We start from the raw sequence: 20,150 nt of genomic DNA on the forward strand, positions 1-20,150 counted from the left end.
CCCATCCCCCTTGTGCTTTTTGATTTGTCCTGAGTTCTCCTAACCTTTTGTTCAAATCATTGATATTGGATAAGAAGATAGCATAATTAGAACTGATGGCTGATTGGGTGAGGGATTTGGATTTATCTCCAACCACACCATTAGCACTCTTAATATAATAATTTGTCCAAGATTCATCAGCAGTAGGCGTAGTCGATTCACCAGGAGGCGTTACACCCGAGGTGCTTTCTACTCTTTTTTCAAATACCGTAGTGATAACATCATAACCTTGCTCAACAACAGAAACCTCATTGAAATTAAGCCCTGCAACACCACCATTATTGTTTTTCACCGAAGCCACTAAAATATTCTTATCACTCAAATCCCCCAATATAGGAGAAGAAACATTTTGATAAGCTTGGAGATAATTGCTTAAAGGAGCATAATTTACGGTATTTGTAGTAGCATTGATAATGATATGATCAGCTTTTTCAGTATTTGGCAAGTCAATACTCACAGTTGGACTATAACTGATACGAAAAATTGCATTATTTACATCTTTAATATTATCAATTGTTAAAGTTGAAAAAGATTCTTTGATATTGCCCCCTATAGATGGCATACCACCTGTTGCCAAATCTATAATTGTATTGGTTTGAAGCAATGTATCACCCTGAATATTTTGAGAATTCAAAACAAAATTATCACTTGAAGAAAGTGTAGCTATCTTAGATCCATTTTCAAGCACAAGCTTACTGCCTTGTGCTAGTTTGACAGAAACATTACGATCAGTGATGTTGAGTTTACCGATGAAGACAGAATCTGTATTGAAAATGGCTTCATAAGATTTTGGAATAATTGGTGTATCCCCTTCTGCCAAAGTGATTGGTGAAGTAGTAGCCAAAGAATGGACTTCGCCTACTACTATCCCAGTGATAGTGGCTGTATATATATCTGGATTGGTGATTTTATCGACTGAAATTTTTGCTGTGTTGGTTTTAAAAAATTTTCGATAAGGAGATAACAAAGTATTTGCCTTCAAACCATCAAGAGAAACCAAAACCCCATCTTCATAGGTCTGTCCATTGATAGTGGTGCTATAAACTATAGGAGCAAGAGCATCGGAAGATTTAAAGACTGGATTAATAGAATAAGATTCCTCCAAAGCATCGCCAGATAAAGCATCTCCAGCGCTGACACGATCAGCAAATACTAGATTTGTAACACCACCTTGATAATTAATATTAGCCATACCCTTAAAACTACCTGTCAATGCTATATTTGCTGTACCACCACTCGTAAGGATATTAAATTCTGGACCCGATCCACTTGTCAAAAAAGCCTTTGTAACTTCACTTTCTTTGAGTTTTTGGACAAAAGCATCAGAAAAAGATAAAGTAACATTAGAAACCCCATCAATTGTGTTGATAGAGCCACCTATATAAATAGAATCCTTGAAGTCAACATTATTCACTCCACCAACAGTAAAAACATTACCTGAATATGCAGATATGTTAGATTTTTGCAAATACCCAAGTATTCCTGTTTCTGGAAGGATATCATCAGTTAGAGAGATTTTAGAAACATCTGAACTAAACGCAACATTCGAAACACCTCCTTGTGTCTGAATCTCATTCCCTGAAAAAATAGCATTTTGGATCGTGATATTTGAAGTACCCCCTATAGTATAAATATTTCCATCTAAGGATGATTCAATAATATCAATATTTGTATTTCCAGCTTGCGTCAAAACCTTATCTGTTATTTGTGATTTATCTTGGACTTTCATTGCCATACTTCCACCGCTTGTGACGATAGTTCCAACAATCTTAGAAGCACTAAGCGTAATAGTAGCATTACCCCCTTTTGTCAAAATACCTTCTTTTATTTGCGAATCCGCTATTAAGTTAATATTTGTATTTCCAGTTGTAGTTAAAACACCTCCTTGCAATATAGATGCACTTGCATTTATCTTAGCAACCCCTCCATCAACAGAAAGAGTTCCTAAGGAAGATTGATTTTTTGCATTGATATTAATTGTGCCTTCCTTTAAATAAATAAGCTTAATCAATTCAGCTCCATTATCTAAATTCAAAGTTCCTTCAGTATCTTTGCCATTGATTACAATATTGCCTGCCACACTAGAATTATCTAAATTAATAGTTGATTTTCCCGATGTAATGGATAAATTTTCAATTTGACTTTTTGATTTTAAATAAAAATCTGTCCCTGTACCACTTAAAGTCATGCTTTTAAATGTTGTTTGATGAACCGTTCCACTGAGCTTGCCAGCATAAACAAGATTACCATTTTCACGATAAGTATCTGTAACTATTGGTGTTGTCTCATCGCTTCCTTCATCAGATGAAGGTGCAGTATTTTCTATTACTAAATCTGAATTAGCATTAGTATTGAGGATATCGCCAAAAGTAGAATTTTTAAGAGTCCCCTTTAAAACACCACTAAAAGCAAGATCATCAATTTTCACATTTTCTCCTAAAGTTAAAGAAGAACTGACATTAGTATTAACAATATTTTTCAAAGTAGAATTACTAACAGCAAGTGTCCAAACATTATCTCCTGTCATGCTATCTATAGTTGTATTTTGAATCGTCCCATTTATTTTACCTTTGAAACCCTCAATACTATTGATTGTAAGGCTATCAATATTATCAGTATTAGCAAAAGTGATAATTGAATTAACATTTTCATTCACAATACTACCTACCGAAGAACCATCAATTGTAACATCAACCTTGCCCACTCCACTGATTTGATTTATGTTGGATTTTTTTGAAAGGTTAATCGTGGCTGATGATGAACCCATAAGATAAATACCAGATTTTATGTTAGAATTGATGAGACTAAAAGTATTTTGATCACCAAGTAAATTGATAGAACCACTCATGATAGTATCATTGGCTGTTATTGTAAATTTGCCTGTAGTTACTGCAATACTTCCTCCAAAAACGGTGTTATCAGTTTCTAAAGCCAATTCTCCTCCCTTTACCACAATATCACCTTTAATCGTTCCATTATTCTTTAATTTTAAAGTTGTATTGCCACCTTGTGAAACAATATTACCTTCAATTAAACTCCTAAAGCCGACAAAAATATTTGCTTTGCCACCCGTAATACCAATATTTCCTTTCATATTCCCAGTATTGGCTAAATTTAAAGTTGTATCACCACCTTCAAAAACAGCATTACCAGCAAACAAACTATTATTAAAATCTATAGTCGACTTCCCTCCTTTTAAATTCAAGTTGCCTTCCATTGTCGATTTATTGGCAAATTTGATTGAGAAAATTCCTGATTGGATATTTGCATTGCCTAACCATTTTGCTTCTGAATCAAAAGAAATCTTAATATCACTTTTTTCACCCTTTAAAGAAGTATTCAAATCTCCTTTCCAAGCATACCCATCACTAGAATGGTTATTGACAAACCCCAATGATGCTTTTAAAGTACTGTTATAATCTGAATTGAAGTTTAAATTGACATCCCCAGTAAGAGAACCTGTATTCAGTTTAAGATCTAAAATAGTCGGTTTGTCAGCATCAGTACTTTGACCAAGTATAATATCTCCAATCATATTCGCATCATTACTAAATGACACATTCATTATGCCCATACTATTTTCAATATTACCCTTAAATGCATAATCATTAGAAGCATTAGTGCCACTAAAACTTACTGTCGTACTTAGAGTTGTTCTTGCACCAGGAAATGGAATATTTTTTATATTTCCAAGCATAGAAGAATTATCAAATTTTACTGTGGTAGTTGCTACAACATTGTAACCAACTCTTCCGTGTCGTGTAATAATATCGCCATTCAATTGAGAATTATTATTAAAATTTACTGATAAATTAGATGTAATGTTAAGAACTTTTCCATTTACTGTTTGATCATTTAAGTCATAATTTTTCGTATCTCCAGGATTTTCAGAAGTTATGTCACCTCCGGTATAATCTAGCTTTGGACTCCTCTCTACCTCAGTAGCACTCATTATCGTATCTGCTTGAAGCTCTCCGGAAAATGGAAATAAAAATGCAGATAAAATAATAGAAGCCGCCGAACACAATGTCTTTGTCGAATAACTATTTTCTTTTAAATCTTTTTTATTCATATCCATAATTAATCCTTGATATTTATAGCAAAATTTATAATTTTAAAATTCAAATCAAATTCTTTATGCGTAATTTAATCTATTATATGCTTAATTAAAACTTAAATTTATTATATATCAATAAAAGTAAATTATTTATTATTACTAATATAATTTATAATTTACTTTTATTGATATAATCGTATTATAAATCTTGATTTATTCTATAAAATGCTTGATAAAGTAGGAAAGTATACAGATGAATTTTATTTGTAAAATTGATTTATTTTAAGCCTATAATATTATATTTTATGTATTTTTAGGTATATTATGATTAAAAAATAATATCAGAATGATTTTTTAATCATGGGGTAATTTTACTATAATATCAAGTTAAATAATATAATTATTAAAAATTAATTTAATAATTTATTATCTAAAATAACTATTTTTAATATTCTATTTAAATCAGATTCTTCTGAATGTTTATCAAGCAATACAATGCAATGTTCTACAATAAATCAGTTATTCTTCTTTCAGCGTTAAGTTTAAATACATTACAATTCATACCTCAAAGACAACCCTATATTCCTCACATCTCCGATATAATGCCTCACACCGCTAGCACCATAATCCCAAGCATATCGATTATAAAATTCATTAAATACATTACCGATTGAAAGATTCATCACAAACTTATCATATTCCATACGCAAAGCTGTATCAAGTAAAAAATAAGGCTTTTGAGCTGAATTTTCATTATCATCATCTTGAAAATAAATCTTAGAATAAAAATTTCCATTCAGATTGAGGAAAAATTTTGCTTTAGCAATATTAATAAAATTCCAATTTATATTTGCATTCACACTCGCATTTGGAGCAAATACCAAAGTTTTGTTATTGTAGTTTTGTTTGGTTATAGGGTCTTCTGCCTTTATGAATGCAGCATGTCCAAACGCACCTCCTAAAGACAACATCAAAGAAGGAATAGGGATGCTTTTAATAGAAAACTCAAGTCCTGCAGAATAAGCATTCCCAGCATTGCTCAAAAACTTCCTGTTGACTTCATCAGGATTGGTAATAAAAATCTGTTTATCAGTGATATAAATACCATAAATATCAGCACTCAAATCAACTTTATTCCCCCACAAACTACTATAAATACCTATTTCCAGATTGTGAGATAGTTCTGCTTTGTAAGGTTTAGCAGCAGTGGCATTAGAAGCATAATACAAAAATCCTCCAGGAGAATACCCAGAAGAATACAATGTATAAAAACGATTATTCTCATTCAAAGTATAACCTAATGCGAGCTTTGGGGTCAAAATATGCTGGATAAAATCTCCATTCAAAGAAGGGTTTATTGCATCACCCTCATAGTCCAATAAAGAGCGATTAAAATTATAACGCAAACCTAATGTTGCATCAAAATTTCCAAATACCATCTTACCCTCTCCATAAAGAGCAATCGTATGGTTATAAGTATTTGTATCTGCACCACTAGTACTCTTAAACCCACCATATTGATAATAAAACCCAAAAATAGAATAACCACCATTATCATACAAAGTACTTAGCCTTAATTCTTCATTCACATTTTTCCTTTTTTCATAGGCAAAGTAAGTTTTTGAAGGATGCCATCCAAAATCATAATCTTGATAAGAAGTTGTATTTGAAAGGATTGATTGTCCTATTTTTTGCTCAATCCTCAAAGAATAAGTTTGTGTATTGGTATTATTATAAGGGATAAAAGACCCTGTTGCAATATCAAGGTCTTTTTTATCAAAAGCATCCTGAAGGATATAAAAAATATAATGATTATCCCTCAAAATATAATGACTATATTTAAACAAAGCTTTGAATCCACTCCCATCTGGCACAAAGGCAAGACTACCAGTTCCACTCCAAGTGTCTCCATTATCAACTCTTTGATGTCTAGAAATATCTGTAAGCATCCCATTATTATGCACATAAGCAAAATTTCCACCTGCATAAAACCAACCTGACACAACTGGAGAAGAGGCTGAAAGTGTAATATTTTCTGACAAATAGCTCACTTCAGATTTACCCCTGATGCGAAGTATGGGTGAGTCAATATTATGGGTGATAATATTGATAAGTCCCGCATAGCTACCCACTCCATAGAGCGTACCTTGAGGACCTCGAAGCATTTCTACACTTTTTACATCACTAAGCTCTTGAGACAAAAAGGCAGAATCTTGTGGGATTCCATCTACATAGATGGCTAATCGTGCATTCCTAAAAAGGGTCGTGCCAAGCCCACGAATAGCCCCACCTACATATCCAGCACCATTACCAACTTTTAGTTGCAAACCAGGAAATATTTTTTCAAGCTGTGTGGTATTGCTGATAGATAAATCCTCAAGCTCCTTTCCAGAAACAGAAAGTACAGATCCGGATACTTCGTGATAGTTTTGAGAAAATTTTGTCGCTGATGTGATGATTGGACTCAAAAAATAATTTTTATCATTTTCTTGACTATTTAGGATTACGCTCATTCCGACAAAACAAATGGTGATAATGCTTATAAATTTCATATCAAAATTCCTTATTAATAATTTTAATAACAATTATTATTATATAATAAATACAAATTTTTTAATCAAAAAGACACAGATAAAAACAAGTACAACACGACCCCTAAAACCAAAATCCTAATTGAAGTTCTCTAGTGCACTATCAAATATAAATTCTTTATTTGTATTTAACTTTTTTGATATAATTTAAAATAATATTTTAAGGAAAACAATGTATGCCCTTCTAAGCGTGAGTGACAAAACAGGTATCATTGATTTTGCCAGAAGCCTCCAAGCACTTGGTTATAATATTTTGAGTACAGGAGGGACATTCAAACTCCTTTTGAAAGATTCTATACCTGCTATTGATATAGAAGATTTCACTCAAAGTCCAGAGCTTTTTGATGGCAGAGTAAAAACCCTTCACCCCAAAATACATGGGGGGATACTTTATCGTAGAGATAATCAAAATGATATACAAACAGCGAAAAAATACGATATTCCTTCTATTGATATTGTCTGTGTGAACCTTTACCCCTTCAAAAACACAACACAAAAAACTGAGGACATAAATACTATCATAGAAAATATTGATATTGGAGGACCTGCAATGATAAGGGCAGCTGCCAAAAATTTCAAAAATGTACTTATCATTACCGATATTAATGATTATGCTCCTACAATCAATGCCATAAAAAACAATCAAAACACCATAGAATTTCGTCGTAATATGATGATAAAAGCATTTGAACACACTGCACAATATGATTCCTTTATCGCAAACTACCTCAATCATCGCTTCCACAATGACATAGGTGAAAAAATCTTCATTTCAGGCAACAAAGTTTGTCAAACGCGATACGGGGAAAACCCTCATCAAAAAGGAGTTTTATATGAATTTAATGATTTTTATCAAAATACATTTAAAGCCTTAAAAGGTGAAGTGAGTTTTAACAACCTCACTGATATGAATGCTGCATTAAAAATTGCCACAAGCTTCCCAGAAGGTGTTGCTGTATGTATCATCAAACACGGAAATCCTTGCGGCTTCGCACTCAAAGAAACTGCTCATCAAAGCTATACTCAAGCCCTCAAATGTGATCCTGTCAGTTCCTATGGCGGTGTCGTTGCTATCAATGGTATTGTAGATGAAACCCTAGCCATACAAATCAATCAAACTTTTATTGAAGTCCTTATTGCTGCAAATTTTACGCCTCAAGCACTCAAAATTTTTGAAAACAAAAAAAGAATGAAAATTTTTCAATGTTCAAAAGATTTAAAAACCCTTAATTTTCCAAGAGACTCTTTTGATTTCAAGCACATAGAAGGAGGATTTGTTTATCAAGATGCTGACAAAGTTGATGATGAGGAAATCTTACAAGCTTCATTAATGAGCAATACACCCGCGACTAAAAAACAATTCAAAGATATGCAAATCGCCTATAAAATTTCAGCTTTGACCAAATCAAATTGTGTCGTGTATATAAAAGATTCAACCTTACTCGCGATTGGGATGGGTATGACAAGCCGTGTAGATGCTGCTAAAGTTGCGATCTCAAAAGCGAAGGATTTTGAATTAGACATACAAGGAGCAGTCTTAGCTTCTGAGGCATTTTTTCCTTTTCGTGATAGCATTGATATAGCAGCAAAAGTAGGCGTAGCTGTTATCATAGAACCAGGAGGCAGTATACGGGATGATGAAGTGATCCAAAGTGCTAATGAGCATAATATTGCCTTGTATTTCACTGGTATCAGGCATTTTTTACATTAGATTCATTAAAAGTTACCAATCAAAGGCATGCAAAATTATTTAAAAAATAATTCTTATATTTTTATAAAAAACATAAAATAATAAAGATATTTGTTAGCCATTAATTATTCTTAAGTAAAGTAAAAAAGCTAGATTAAATTCTTAAGGAGAATAAAATGAAAAAATCTATAGCAAGTATTTTAATGATAGCAGCATTTGGAATGTTAGCCAATGCTACAACAATTGACACTTCAAAAGCACAGACAACTTGGACAGCTTACAAAACTACAGATAAAGTCGCTGTTTCTGGGACATTTGACAATATCCAATATAAATTTGGTAAAAAAAACAACAGCATTTCTACGACATTAGAAGGTGCTACAGCTACTATTGATCCAATGAAAGTAAACCTTCATGATGATGTCAAAAATAAAAATGTAAAAGACTTTTTCTTTTCTCAATTCAAAAAAGGTGGCATAAAAGTTACTTTCAAAAATGTAATGGAAGGTAAAGATCAAGGCACTATTTTAGCAATGGTAAAAATGAATGAAAAAAATGTAAAAGTTCCTATGCAATATACCATTAAAGATGGAAAATTTATCGCTACTGGTGTACTTGATATTATGGAATTTGCACTCAATGATGCATTCAAAAAACTTGCACTAGGCTGTCATGATCTTCATGAAGGTGTTACATGGTCGCAAGTAACTATCACTTTTTCAGCTCCAATCAAAAATTAAATCCATCCTAAAATTAGGGCTTAAGCCCTAATTAAAATATTTCAAATCCTAAATAAATGCTATAATCCTCACAAATTATAAAATAGGAGATAATATTTTGGATTTATTACACAGTATTAATGACTTCAATGAAGCCAAACAAGTCATTCCTGGTGGTGTAAATTCTCCTGTAAGAGCTTTTAAAAGCGTTGGAGGTACACCACCATTTATCTCAAAAGGGAAAGGTTGTCATCTTTTTGATGCTGATGGGAACTGCTATATTGACTTTGTCCAAAGCTGGGGACCACTGATTTTTGGACATTGTGATGCAGATATTCAAAAAAATGTATCCCTTGCAATCCAAAATGGTCTGAGTTTTGGTGCCCCTACAGAACTTGAAACTACACTCGCTAAAGAAATCATATCTCTTTATGAAGGCATAGAAAAAATTCGCTTGGTCAATAGTGGCACGGAAGCTACAATGAGTGCAATTCGTCTAGCTAGAGCCTATAGTCAGAAAGATGATATTATAAAATTTGAAGGCTGTTATCATGGGCACAGTGATTCTTTATTAGTAAGTGCTGGGAGTGGTTGTGCTACCTTTGGCTTCCCTTCTTCTCCGGGTGTCCCGAAAGATTTTAGTAAACACACTCTTGTAGCAAGATACAACGATATTGATTCTGTAAAATCATGTTTTGAAGTCGGTGAAGTAGGCTGTGTCATCATAGAACCTATTGCTGGAAATATGGGCTTAGTCCCTGCGGATGCCAATTTTCTAAAAGAACTGAGGATTTTATGTGATAAATATAAAGCTGTGTTAATTTTTGATGAAGTCATGAGTGGTTTTAGAGCTTCCATAAAAGGTACACAAGGATATTATGATACCATCCCAGATATGGCAACTTTTGGTAAAGTCATTGGAGGAGGAATGCCATTAGCAGCCTTTGGAGGTAAAAGCGAGATAATGAACATCCTCTCACCTCTTGGATCTGTATATCAAGCAGGTACCCTCAGCGGGAATCCTATTGCCGTATCAGCAGGCATTGCTTCTGTATGCAAAATCAAGCAAAACCCCCAAATTTATCCCCAATTAGAAAAGCTTGCCAATACCCTTATGTCAGGATTCAAAAACAACGCAGAAAAATATGGATTTTCATTACAAACCTCTGTACGTGGCAGTATGTTTGGATTTTTCTTCAACAATTCTACAGTCAAAAATTTCCAAGATGCACAAAAAAGTGATACTGCCTTATTTGCAAAATTCCATCAAAAAATGCTAGAACAAAAAATCTACCTTGCCTGTTCACAATTTGAAACTGGCTTCATTTGCACTCCAATGAATGAATCAATCATACAAACTGCCATAAAAGCAGCAGAAAATTCATTCGCACAAATGGCTAAAGACAATGTCAAAAGAACCTAGACTAAAGAAAATCATCGTAGGTGCCAATGACCTTAGTCTAGGTATTTCCATTGTCATAGCTACCTTGATTGGCATTGGTATTGGTTGGGGGCTTTATAAAATCACTGGCATTGTCTGGCTGCTTTGGCTAGGTATTTTTTGGGGTATAGGTGCAGCCTTACTCAATATCTATAAGGCTTATAAAAAAACAAAAAAAGAACTTGATGAATTGGCAAAAGACCCTAAATACAGCTATCAAAAAGAAAATAATTGATGAATTGTAAATACCGCTGTTTGATTATTTTTATCCTTATGAATATTTTTTTTGGCATATGCTGTATCTTTTTGTGGGGCAAGATAGGTTTGATAAATTTTGAATCTGGATTTTTAAGTTTTTTGGCAGTGATTTATAGCACTTACTTTAGCTTAAAAAGAAAAATCAAAAAAGAACTTTCCAACATACAACCCATAGATGAGGAAGATACCAATAAACCTAAATCAAAATTTAGTTTTTCAAATGTCATCTTGGGCTTGCAAGTATCAATGGGTATTTTTAGACTTTGTTCTTATTTGATTTTGCTTCTTTTACTTCTATTTTTAATGTCAAAAAAGATATTTTTAGCGATACCTTACATCATCGGAGTTATAATCTGCTTGAATGTTGTCGTGGTGTTAAAATACTTGAGTCAAAAATACCACGATAAAAAATCTAATCATAAATAATTTTAACCCTACGATTTTATGATATATGTTAAATTTTAGAGTTTTGTATACAAAAAATATGGAGATAAAATGATTTGTAAAAGTTTTTTTGAATGTGGGGGATGTATCTTAGATATGGATTATACATCACAATTAGAATACAAAATCCAAACATTCCAAAATCTCTTTGAATATCAACTCAAGAAAGAAGAAATTTTTACATCTCCCACGAAAGGTTACCGAGCAAGGGCTGAATTTCGGCTACATAGAGAAAACTCTAAAGTTTATCTCTCCATGAACTCTTATGGAAAAAACAACCGCATTAAAATTTCCTCTTGTCCAATATTGCTACCAATACTACAAGAAAAACTCTCATTGCTTTTGGATTTTATCAATTCAGTATCTATCATTGAACACAAACTCTATGGGGTAAAAATACTTGGTAGTTTGAATTCAGAGGTAATAATCACTTTGATTTATCATAAAAAACTATCACAAGAATGGCAAGATAAAGCCAATGAGCTTTCTGAAAAAATAAACTGTCATATCATCGGCAGGAGTAGAGGTCAAAAAATAATCATCACACAAGATTTTATCAATGAAACCCTCCAAATCAACCACAAAAAATATTTCTATATCCAAAAAGAAGGCAGCTTCTCTCAGCCCAACCCTTTTATGAATATCCAAATGATAGAATTTATCCTCTCAAAGCTCCCTGAAGCACCTCAAAGCGATTTGTTAGAATTGTATTGCGGGAGTGGAAATTTCACCCTGCCAATTTCAAAAAGATTCAAAAAAATCTTAAGCACAGAAATTGTCAAATCAGCCATAAGCACATTACAACTCAATATAAAAAATAACCATATCAATAATATCACTCCTGTTAGACTTAGCGGATTAGAAACGATAGAAGCCTTGAGCTATAAAAGGGATTTTTTTCGACTTAAAAATATTGACCTAAAAGTTTTTGATTTCTCTCATATTTTTCTAGATCCACCAAGAAATGGTATTTCGGATATAGAAATGCTACAATTCATACAAAATTTTGAAAACATCATCTACATATCTTGCAACCCAAATAGCCTCAAAAAAGACTTGGAAATATTATTAAAAACTCACTCTATCAAACATCAAGCTATTTTTGATCAATTCCCATACACACATCATCTTGAATGTGGGTTTATCTTAAACAAAAACAAACTCTAATATTCTTCATCAAATATGATAATATGCAGACTAAATTTCCAACATCATAAAACATAAGGAGAATACAATGAAAAAAAATCTTTTGCTATACTTAGCAATCTGTCCATTCCTCTTAGGTGCTCCTGCTAATAAAGAGTCAAAATTTCCAAATCATATTGATAAATGTATAGATGGGTATTTATACAGAGTATTCATTGACGAAAATAATAAAATCATTCCTTCATCTATCCATCAAGTCTTAGAAAAGAGTGCTTTGCACCACAAAATGCTACCTAAATCTTGCTCCAAAATTCCAAAATCTAAATAGTCTTGCCAGGACGTTTCCAAACTCCTGTGCGGAAAGCAAACCAAAAAAACAATGCCCTGATATAAGTCTCAATAAAAATCATCACAAAAATCCACTCTACCCCAAAACCAAAATGCAAAAAAAGCCACATAGGAAATATACGAAACGCCCAAACGCTCAAAGCATTAATACCTAATGAAATCTTTGTAATACCAGCTCCCCTCAATGCACCATCAAGGACAAAAACCCAAATAAGAGGTATCTGGGAAAGCCCCACAGCCCAAAGATAAAGTTTAGATATATAAAGAACATTGGACTCTTGTGAAAAAATTGAAGAAAATTGCACAGCAAATATCGCCATTATAAGACCCAAAACACCCATAATTAACGAAGATACTTTTAAAATTGTTTTGATAAAATCATTAGCAACTTCTATACGATTTGCACCCAAACTCTGTCCCATCAACGCCATTGCAGCTACCATAAACCCAAAACCAGGCATAAATGAAAAAGCTTCAATACGAGTACCAATTTGACTGCCTGCCAAAACGCTATCCCCATATCCAGATAAAAATTTTGTCGTCAATACTAAAGAAAATAATGTTAAAAGTCTCTCTAATCCTGCTGGCGTACCGATTTTAAGTGCATTTTTAAAAAACTCATAGCAAAACTTCAAACGAAAACACAAATACCTGCTTCTTGAAAGCATCAAAATCAACAAAACAATCAATTCTAAATAAGCAATGATAATATTCGCATAAGCTGCACCGACAATTTCAAGACGTGGCAAGCCAAACTTGCCAAATATCAAAACATAATTAAGCCCAACACAAATAATTGTAGTAAAAATACGGATCATAAAAACACTTATAGTATCACCAATAGCAGCCAAAGCAGAAATCATAATATTTTTTAAAAACATAGCAGGCAAAGAAAAAACAACAACCTTAAGATAAATCCCTGCAAGCTCTCTAGCCTTTGCTCCTGTGTTTATCCAATCTAAAAATCTTGGATACCCCCAAAAAGCAAGTGCCAAAACAGGAATACAAACAAAAAATGTCCCGATCAAAAGTGTAGAAAAAACTAGATTTGATTTCTCTCTATCTTTAGCACCATAAAATCTCGAAATTTGTGCATTTGTACCTATATAAAAAATTGCATTAAAGGTATAAAAAAGCATAAAAAAATTCATCCCTACACCAATAGCTACAATATGTTCATCTGAAAGTCTTCCCATAAAAAACATTGAAATAGCGATGACAAAAATATCTAAAAATGAATTTGCCCCCGAAGGCAAAGCAATCTTAAAAATTTTTTTGAGTTTTTGAGGTAAACTATAATGTTGCATTATATTTTGCGTGCTCCAAATACAATAATTTTGACTTCTCTGCCAAGATGTTTTTTCAATCGCTCCTCTTTAAAAAAGATTTCAAAATCATAAAATATTTTTTCAAGTTCCCCATTATTCAATATTTTTTGGCTATCTAAGCCAATACAATCATTATCAGCTAAAAATGTTTCCATCAAAAATACACCTCCTACTTTTAAGCCTTTTTTAATCCCTGAAAAAAGCCTCCTATCTAAGAAATAAAAATCTAAAATCGCTTCATAATAATCTGCATTAATTTTATAATCATCTAAATCAACACAAATAGGTTTCAAACCCTTTAATCCTATAAGAGGAGCAAGCGCGACTTTGGAAATATCTACACATTCACATTCAAAACCCTTTTGAGCCAAAAACTTTGAATGCCTCCCATTTCCTCCAGCAATATCTAAAACCCTTCCTTGAGATAAAAAATCAACCATTTCCAACAAAAAATTACTTGGGGTATGAGGCATGAGATCTTGTGAATATTTTTTATCCCACTTCATAGCATCTGCTTGCATGTTAACCCCAATAAAGTTTTATCAATCATACCTAAAAACTCTAAAAAAGAATTTTTAAATCATTTACTAACCTTACCTGCACTCAAAATATAAAACAATATTATAAAAATATTCTCATAAATAAAATCAATCAAAAACCTCAAATCTTTAACCTGAACCAAATCAAGGATAGAAATCCTACTCCCATAAGGATATTTTTTTAATAATTTTGATTGTAATTCCAAAGCCATGCTTGCAGGGAATAACATAAAAAGAGAATTCAGATTGAAAGGCACAGGCACAAAACAACCATTTACATAAACCTTCACTTCATGCATATAAGGATAAAAATATGTGAATTTTTTCAAATAATCCCATATTTCTTGATGATTGGTGTGAAAAATATGGGCACCATATTGATAGATAAAATACCTTCTTTATCATAATCATAAATATTCCCACCAATATCATTACGTCTATGAATGATGAGGACTTTTTCTTTAAGATCATTAACAATCCTCTCTGCAAGGACTAATCCAGAAATTTCAGCACCAACAATCAAATTCCTTATCTTCATATCAACCTAACACCATTGCTCCACCAACCCCAAAAATCATTAAGGGAATATTATAAACAATAAAAGTTGGAATGCAAGTATCACGAATATGATCGTGGAGTCCATCAGCATTGAGTCCTGAAGTAGGACCCATCGTACTATCTGAAGCTGGAGAACCCGCATCCCCCAAAGCACCTGCTATACCAAGCAACAAAATCGTAGCTTCACTCCCAAAACCAAGCTGTATGCACAAAGGACAATAAAAAGCAGCTATCACTGGGATAGTTCCAAAAGAAGTCCCAATACCTAAGGTAATAAAAAGCCCTACAAGTAGCATCAATACAGCAGCTCCAAATTTTCCACCAATCATACTTGTTGTCATATTCACCAATTCGCCAATCGCTCCACTTTGCTTGAGTACTTCGGCAAAACCTGCTGCAATAAGCATTACAAATGCTATAAACGCCATCATCTTCATGCCTTCATCAAGAACGCTATCCATTTCATTCCACTTGATAGCCTTCCCTCCAAGCATTATTGCTAATCCTAAAAATGCACCAAATGGCAAAGAGCCTGTATATACCTGGGTAACAAAGGCAACCACAATCCCTAGAATCGTAAAATAATCTTGAATATTTAAACGAGCATTTTGAAGCTTGATCTCTTGCTGGATAAAAATCTCTTCACGATATTCTCTAGGTTTTCTATATAATACCAATATCGCAATTACTAGACCAAAAAACATGCCCAAACCACCTATCCACATCACACTAGCAACATCAGACAAACTCACATTAAAACCATTTTGATTCATCTGGTCTCTAAGTATTGTATGATAAATGAGTCCAAACCCTACAGGGATAGCAATATAAGGAGCTTCAAGCCCAAAAGTTAATGCACAAGCTACCGCCCTACGATCAATTTTAAGCTTATTCATCAAACCCAATAAAGGAGGGATAAGGATTGGAATAAATGCAATATGAACTGGAATAAGATTTTGAGAAAAACAAGCAATAAAAGCGATAAAAAAACATAAAAATACTGCTTTCTTATCAATAAATTTCGTCATTTTATAAATCAATATTTTTGTAAAATTTCCACGTGCAATACCTACTGCCAAAGCACCCAAAAGCACATAACTCAAAGCAGTTTCAAGATTTCCCTTCATTCCTCCTATCATTATTGACATAGTATCAACAACATTCATCCCTGATAACAAACCAGCTACAAGAGCAGCTGCGATAATAGCAAGCAATACATTCAAGCGAAATAAACATAAAATACACATCAAAATAACAGCAATCACTACAGGATTGAACAATAACAAATTCCTCTCCTTTTAATCACAAAATCTTTTTAAAATATCTCCATATGCATCAATGCGTCTGTCACGCAAAAATGGCCAAATACGACGAATTTCTTCGCATTTTTTTAAATCAATCTCCGCACTTAGGATTTCATCTTTTTCTACACTTCCCATAGCAAGAAGTTCTCCTTGTGCTCCAAAAATAAAACTAGATCCCCAAAATCGTATCCCTTCTAAAACACCTGAAAGATCCTTTTCAAAGCCTACACGATTTACTGCTACTACAGGTAAAGAATTTGCAACACTATGACCTCTTTGCACCGCAATCCACGCATCTTTTTGCCTGTTTTTTTCATCTTCACTGTCAGTATCAAACCAACCAATAGCAGTCGGATAAATCAGAATATCTGCACCCTTAAGTGCCATGATTCTAGCTGCTTCAGGATACCATTGATCCCAACATATCAAAACACCAAGCTTGCCTAAACTTGTAGGAATTGGGTTAAAACCCAAATCACCCGGTGCAAAATAAAATTTTTCATAAAATCCTGGATCGTCAGGAATGTGCATCTTCCTGTATTTCCCAGCAATACTACCATCTTTTTCAAATATGACAGCTGTATTATGATACAGCCCATTAGTACGTCTTTCAAATAAAGAACTTACCAAAACCACCTCATATTCTTTAGCAGCTTTGCTAAAGAAATCTATATCCTCATCATAAAAAGCAGCATAATCAAATTTAGCCACATCCTCAATTTGACAAAAATATTCACTAGAATGCAACTCTTGAAGGATTACCAATTTTGCACCACCCTCAGAGGCTTTTTTTATCATTGATTTTATATAAGAAATCGTCTCAAGTCTATTGCTTTTAAAACTATGTTGCAAAGCAGCGATCTTTAAAATACTCATCAATCAATCTTCTTCATATTCATCATCAGAGTTTTGATAATCATCATCATCATAACCCCTATAAAATGGAGATTCTTCATCTTCTTCTTCATATTCAGGAAAATCATCATCATAACCATCATCTACTATTGATTCATCATCTCCATACATTTTGTATATAAAATCCCTTGACATCATTTCCTCCTGCTTAAAATATCTCTAATCACTTCACTCCCAATTTGTAAACCAAAACTTCCAGTCACTGCACTAAAACTACCTAATGGTTTACACTTTGGATTTTCAGGACTAAATATTACCTTAAAATCACCAAAAAAAGATTCTTTTTTAAGCAAAACTCTAAATTTCGCTGCGAACTTATCGCCGTAACTCTTCCATATAGAATCCACCTTGATTTCTAAAGGATTTAATTTTTTTGCACTACCTGTTGAACAAATATACTTGCCATAAGCTATATGGCTACATTTTTTTGCCAGCTCCACTTTAGCAGGAATATCATCAATAGCATCAATAATATAATCATAACTTTGTGGGTCAAAATCTTTCAAAAACTCCCTATTTAAAATATCTTTTATAGGGATTACTCCAGGATACATTCCAGCCAAAACATCTACCTTATTTTGACCAACTTGATGGGAGCCAATTTGTCGATTTTGATTAGTGATATCAAAAGTATCTTTATCTACAATCGTTATTTGTCCAATCCCTGTACGATATAGACAATCTAGAGCAAAACCACCCACACCCCCAAGACCAAAAATAATTACCTTTTTATCTCTAAAAAGTTCAAAATCATCACCAAACAAAAATCTTGTCCGTGTGAAACAATCCTCCATTTGTATTTCCCTTTAATTTTTATTATTATTTTATCATACACAAAAGCCTAATCATTAGGAAGCTCTATAAAATATATCATCAAAAGGATAAACTTGAAGAAAATATTTTTTTTATCACTCATCATCTTAGGCTTATCATCAGGCAATGATTCTGTGAGCGTGAAAGACTACTTTGGAGTCCAAACATTCAAAGAACCTATAAACCGTGTCATTTATCTAGGGAGTTATGCGGAAGTACCTGCAATGCTTGGCATCTGGGATAAAGTAGTAGGAATGGCGGCTTATGGATTCAAAAGTGATATCGTCAAAGCCACAGCAAAAAATCTAAATAAAATCAAAAAACTCAGCGATGATCATTATGCTGCCCTCAATATTGAACAATTAAAAAGCCTTTCTCCTGATATCATCATCACCTATGTAGGCAATCCTCAATCAGTAGAATTTGCCAAAAAATTTGGTATCAATTTCTTATCTTTTCAAGATAGGAGTGTTCAAGGCATCATTGATAATATCAAAACACAAGCTAAAGTCCTCCAAAAAGAAGCTCAAGCTAATATCAAAATAGCCAAAATGGAAGAAATCCTAGCTATCATCAAAGAAAAAACAAAAAATATCACTCACAAAAAACGAGTCATTGAAATCTTTCACAAACCTAATCAAATTAGCGGTAAAAAAAGCCTTGATTCAGATATTTTAAACTATGGAGAAGTAGAAAATATTGGATTAAAATATATTGATAATGGTCGCTCAGAAATTAGCCTAGAAAGAATAATTTCTGAAAACCCTGATATTATATATATCTGGTGGCTTAGCCCTTATAACCCTCAAGATTTACTTCAAAATCCACAGCTCCAAACTATCAATGCGATCAAAAACCATCAAGTCTACAAACTCCCTCCTATTGATATTGGTGGTCCTAGAACACCACTCATTTCATTATTCATTGCACTCAAAGCTTACCCTCAAGCCTTCAAAGACACAGACATAAACACACTTTTAAAAGATTACTATCAAGTCGTTTTTGACCTTAAAGATACTCAAATCAAACCCTTCCTTTGGGAATAAGCAAGAATAGATTCATAGATTTGTTCCTTACTCTCTAAAATTATATCTTTAAATTGAGTACGATTAAAGGTATCTTGTCGTTTTGCTAATTGTGCAGTATGAGTGAAAATCAAGTATTTTAACTCTTCTAATTTATCAATATCACCCTTCAAATATGCAATGCATTCTTTAGGACCAATAGCCCTAAAAGGTTGTGAATCTAAAGGATATTTTTGCACCAAAGCAGAAATCTCTTCAACTATTCCTTCTTCTAGCATTTTAGAAGTGCGTGATTGGATATTTTCTCTGAGGAGTTTTCGATCTGTTTTGATGACATAAATTTTGATAGGATAAGGGAATGGGATTCTTGGATGGGACTTAAAATAAAGGGTTGGAGGCATATTAGTGATAAAATATATTTCAAGAGCTTTATAAATACGATAGGTATCAGTAGGTTTGATCACTGCAGCATAAACAGGATCAATTTGAAGTAAAAAATCATAATTATGATTTTTGATAAAAGCCTCAAATCCTTGTTTTTGTGCTACATCAAGCGAGGGTATTGGACTTAAACCTTCAATGATTGATTTGAGATAAAAACTACTGCCTCCAGTTATAATAAGTGTTTTTTTGCCTGTATTTGTGATAGCAAAATCTAAAAGATTTTTAAAGATTATTGCATTATTGACTTGAGGTATTCTAAGCTCATCAATTCCATAATGCTTGATTGTTTGAAGTTGATTTTTTTTAGGTTTGGCAGAGGCGATATTTATCTCTTGATATATACTCAAAGAATCCAAAGAAAAAATTTCAGCATCAATATCTTGAGCAATCCTTATGGCTAAATCAGACTTTCCGCTTGCAGTAGGACCCAAAATCCCAATAAAATTGATTTTTTTTTGTTTAAGCATTCGACTCACTTTAAGATATTCAAA

At 33.0% G+C, this 20,150-nt stretch carries 19 protein-coding genes; 8 read left to right on the forward strand and 11 right to left on the reverse strand.

Annotated elements, in window-relative coordinates; translation table 11 throughout:
- Nucleotides 1–4,117, reverse strand: a 4,117-nt coding sequence (locus tag BKH44_RS01435; RefSeq protein WP_143428283.1) for a hypothetical protein, incomplete at its 3' end; no start/stop codon positions are given.
- A gap of 530 nt (nt 4,118–4,647) precedes the next feature.
- On the reverse strand, nt 4,648–6,648 hold the full coding sequence (locus BKH44_RS01440; protein ID WP_095269385.1) for a TonB-dependent receptor plug domain-containing protein: 2,001 nt from the start codon (nt 6,646–6,648) through the stop codon (nt 4,648–4,650).
- 211 nt (nt 6,649–6,859) lie between these two features.
- Here BKH44_RS01440 and purH point away from each other — a divergent pair, with 211 nt between their 5' ends.
- The 7 genes from purH to BKH44_RS01475 all read left to right on the forward strand — a co-directional run bounded on the left by purH (nt 6,860) and on the right by BKH44_RS01475 (nt 12,713).
- Nucleotides 6,860–8,398 (forward strand): bifunctional phosphoribosylaminoimidazolecarboxamide formyltransferase/IMP cyclohydrolase, encoded by a 1,539-nt coding sequence (gene purH, locus BKH44_RS01445; RefSeq protein WP_095269387.1) that lies wholly within the window; start codon nt 6,860–6,862, stop codon nt 8,396–8,398.
- Between the two features lie 155 nt (nt 8,399–8,553).
- Nucleotides 8,554–9,117: a YceI family protein gene (locus BKH44_RS01450; RefSeq protein WP_095269389.1), complete on the forward strand. Its 564-nt coding sequence runs from the start codon at nt 8,554–8,556 to the stop codon at nt 9,115–9,117.
- Nucleotides 9,118–9,214: 97 nt separating this feature from the next.
- Nucleotides 9,215–10,519, forward strand: coding sequence for a glutamate-1-semialdehyde 2,1-aminomutase (gene hemL / locus BKH44_RS01455; protein WP_095269391.1), 1,305 nt, complete (start codon nt 9,215–9,217; stop codon nt 10,517–10,519).
- Nucleotides 10,503–10,772: an AtpZ/AtpI family protein gene (locus tag BKH44_RS01460; RefSeq protein WP_095269393.1), complete on the forward strand. Its 270-nt coding sequence runs from the start codon at nt 10,503–10,505 to the stop codon at nt 10,770–10,772. The genes hemL and BKH44_RS01460 overlap by 17 nt, the downstream gene beginning before the upstream one ends.
- Nucleotides 10,772–11,221, forward strand: coding sequence for a hypothetical protein (locus BKH44_RS01465; protein ID WP_095269394.1), 450 nt, complete (start codon nt 10,772–10,774; stop codon nt 11,219–11,221). Before BKH44_RS01460 ends, BKH44_RS01465 begins: the two co-directional genes overlap by 1 nt.
- Before the next feature lie 69 nt (nt 11,222–11,290).
- The gene (trmA, locus tag BKH44_RS01470) at nt 11,291–12,406 is read left to right on the forward strand and encodes a tRNA (uridine(54)-C5)-methyltransferase TrmA (RefSeq protein WP_095269396.1); all 1,116 of its coding nucleotides are present in this window, start codon (nt 11,291–11,293) and stop codon (nt 12,404–12,406) included.
- Between the two features lie 67 nt (nt 12,407–12,473).
- Nucleotides 12,474–12,713, forward strand: coding sequence for a hypothetical protein (locus BKH44_RS01475; protein WP_095269398.1), 240 nt, complete (start codon nt 12,474–12,476; stop codon nt 12,711–12,713).
- Here the strand turns inward: BKH44_RS01475 and BKH44_RS01480 are convergent.
- The 8 genes from BKH44_RS01480 to BKH44_RS01510 form a co-directional block, all read right to left on the reverse strand.
- Nucleotides 12,706–14,040, reverse strand: a complete 1,335-nt coding sequence (locus BKH44_RS01480) for an MATE family efflux transporter (RefSeq protein WP_095269400.1) — start codon at nt 14,038–14,040, stop codon at nt 12,706–12,708. The two genes, BKH44_RS01475 and BKH44_RS01480, sit on opposite strands and share 8 nt — an antisense overlap.
- Nucleotides 14,040–14,567, reverse strand: coding sequence for a tellurium resistance protein TehB (locus BKH44_RS01485; protein ID WP_180674075.1), 528 nt, complete (start codon nt 14,565–14,567; stop codon nt 14,040–14,042). Before BKH44_RS01485 ends, BKH44_RS01480 begins: the two co-directional genes overlap by 1 nt.
- 74 nt (nt 14,568–14,641) lie before the next feature.
- The gene (locus BKH44_RS01490; RefSeq protein WP_095269404.1) at nt 14,642–14,929 is read right to left on the reverse strand and encodes a hypothetical protein; all 288 of its coding nucleotides are present in this window, start codon (nt 14,927–14,929) and stop codon (nt 14,642–14,644) included.
- Nucleotides 14,926–15,138 carry an NAD(P)-binding protein gene (locus BKH44_RS01495; RefSeq protein ID WP_095269406.1) on the reverse strand — a complete coding sequence of 71 codons (213 nt, stop codon included), beginning with the start codon at nt 15,136–15,138 and terminating at the stop codon, nt 14,926–14,928. The genes BKH44_RS01490 and BKH44_RS01495 overlap by 4 nt, the downstream gene beginning before the upstream one ends.
- A 1-nt stretch (nt 15,139) precedes the next feature.
- Nucleotides 15,140–16,444, reverse strand: coding sequence for a Na+/H+ antiporter NhaC family protein (locus tag BKH44_RS01500; protein WP_095269408.1), 1,305 nt, complete (start codon nt 16,442–16,444; stop codon nt 15,140–15,142).
- Between the two features lie 12 nt (nt 16,445–16,456).
- Complete coding sequence (locus tag BKH44_RS01505; protein ID WP_095269616.1) at nt 16,457–17,338, reverse strand: carbon-nitrogen hydrolase; 882 nt, start codon at nt 17,336–17,338, stop codon at nt 16,457–16,459.
- Between the two features lie 3 nt (nt 17,339–17,341).
- A complete protein-coding gene (locus BKH44_RS08750; protein ID WP_180674074.1) occupies nt 17,342–17,512 on the reverse strand; it encodes a hypothetical protein in 171 nt (56 codons plus the stop codon).
- On the reverse strand, nt 17,512–18,171 hold the full coding sequence (locus BKH44_RS01510) for a ThiF family adenylyltransferase (RefSeq protein WP_095269410.1): 660 nt from the start codon (nt 18,169–18,171) through the stop codon (nt 17,512–17,514). The genes BKH44_RS08750 and BKH44_RS01510 overlap by 1 nt, the downstream gene beginning before the upstream one ends.
- 93 nt (nt 18,172–18,264) lie before the next feature.
- On the opposite strand from BKH44_RS01510, the gene BKH44_RS01515 reads away from it, so the two are divergent.
- Nucleotides 18,265–19,236 carry an ABC transporter substrate-binding protein gene (locus BKH44_RS01515; RefSeq protein ID WP_257842564.1) on the forward strand — a complete coding sequence of 324 codons (972 nt, stop codon included), beginning with the start codon at nt 18,265–18,267 and terminating at the stop codon, nt 19,234–19,236.
- Here the strand turns inward: BKH44_RS01515 and miaA are convergent.
- Entirely contained in the window at nt 19,209–20,126 is a 918-nt protein-coding gene (gene miaA / locus BKH44_RS01520) for a tRNA (adenosine(37)-N6)-dimethylallyltransferase MiaA (protein ID WP_095269414.1), read from the reverse strand. The genes BKH44_RS01515 and miaA overlap by 28 nt on opposite strands.
- Nucleotides 20,127–20,150 lie beyond the last annotated feature (24 nt).

The organism is Helicobacter sp. 13S00477-4 (genome assembly GCF_002272785.1).
In the GTDB taxonomy this organism is placed as follows: Bacteria; Campylobacterota; Campylobacteria; order Campylobacterales; family Helicobacteraceae; genus Helicobacter_J.